Raw genomic sequence first — 820 nt, forward strand, 5'->3', positions numbered from 1 at the left:
TGACCTCGCGCCGCCCCGGCACCGCGCAGCGCCACGTCGGCGCGCTGACGCCGTTCCTGCACAGCAGCGACACGCGCGTCGCGCAGCAGGCCGAACTCGCGCTGCGGGTCGCGAGCAAGCGGCTGCCGATCCTCGTGCTGGGCGAAACCGGCGCGGGAAAGGAAGTGTTCGCCCGCGCGATCCACGACGCCGGCGCGCGGCGTGCGCGCCCGTTCGTCGCGGTCAACTGCGGCGCGCTGCCCGAGGCACTGATCGAAAGCGAGCTGTTCGGCTATGCGGCCGGTGCGTTCACCGGCGCGCGCAAGCACGGCGCGCGCGGCAAGATCGCGCTCGCCGACGGCGGCACGCTGTTCCTCGACGAAATCGGCGACATGCCGCTTACGCTGCAGACGCGCCTGCTGCGCGTGCTCGCCGACGGCGAGGTCGTGCCGCTCGGCAGCGACACGCCCGTGCGCGTCGATCTCGACGTGATCTGCGCGACCCACCGCGATCTCGCGCGAATGGTGGCCGACGGCACGTTCCGCGAGGACCTGTATTACCGGTTGAGCGGCGCGACGTTCGAACTGCCGCCGCTACGCGAGCGCGCGGACGTGTGCGACGTGATCGCCACGGTGTTCGCCGAGGAGGCGCAGGCGACCGGCCACGTGCTCACGCTCGACCCGACGCTCGCCGCGCAGCTCGCCGCCTATCCGTGGCCCGGTAACGTGCGCCAGCTGCGCAACGTGCTGCGCTATGCGTGCGCGGTATGCGACGCCGCGCGCGTGACGCGGCGCGACCTGCCGGCCGATCTCGCCGCGCAGCTCGGCGCCGGTCCGGCCGG

General features: G+C 73.5%; 1 protein-coding gene. It reads left to right on the plus strand.

Annotated elements, in window-relative coordinates:
* Nucleotides 1-820 (plus strand): sigma 54-interacting transcriptional regulator (locus F3J14_RS35150; protein ID WP_166726782.1); only part of this gene is annotated, 820 nt, incomplete at both ends.

The sequence above is a fragment of the Burkholderia sp. Tr-862 genome, assembly GCF_011753085.1.
GTDB classification, from domain to species: domain Bacteria; phylum Pseudomonadota; class Gammaproteobacteria; order Burkholderiales; family Burkholderiaceae; genus Burkholderia; species Burkholderia ambifaria.